Source organism: Corallococcus sicarius, from assembly GCF_003611735.1.
GTDB lineage: Bacteria > Myxococcota > Myxococcia > Myxococcales > Myxococcaceae > Corallococcus > Corallococcus sicarius.
The window spans coordinates 1-468 of record NZ_RAWG01000724.1; the positions used below are offsets into that span (position 1 = coordinate 1).

General features: G+C 45.3%; 1 protein-coding gene. It reads right to left on the bottom strand.

The features are described 5' to 3' along the window. Window positions 1–122 precede the first annotated feature (122 nt). Window positions 123–329, bottom strand: a complete 207-nt coding sequence (locus D7X12_RS42690) for a hypothetical protein (RefSeq protein ID WP_147444030.1) — start codon at window positions 327–329, stop codon at window positions 123–125. Window positions 330–468: the final 139 nt, after the last annotated feature.

A 468-nucleotide genomic window follows, 5' to 3' on the forward strand; every position in this document is an offset into this window, starting at 1 on the left:
GTATCTGAATCTGCATCTTCAAGCAGCTCTTCTGCATCTGAATCTCTATTATCGAGCAGCTCTTCTTCCAGCTTAGGGGAACCCTCACCGACTCCATCAGCAAGCCAAACTTCTTCATCAAGCTACTCAAGTAGCATCAATGTGGATACAACGAGCATTGCCGCACCGTATGCTTCCACAGCAAGCCTCAACACGTCAACTATCATCATTTCGAGCATGGTTTCGTCAAGCAGCGCTATCGAAAATCCCACAAGTACGCTGATCGAGTCATCTGTGACTGAAACGCCACCATCAGATACCATGGTGTACAGCAGTGCAGTCCAGTTCACATATGCTCCTGAATCGAGCCAAACATTAGAGTCAGGCTCTTCTTCTAGTTATGGTATGTCTTTCCAAGTCTAAAGCACGTTTTTCCAAGATTACAAGACCTAACATGTCTTTAGGAGGTCCAATTACCATTCATTATCC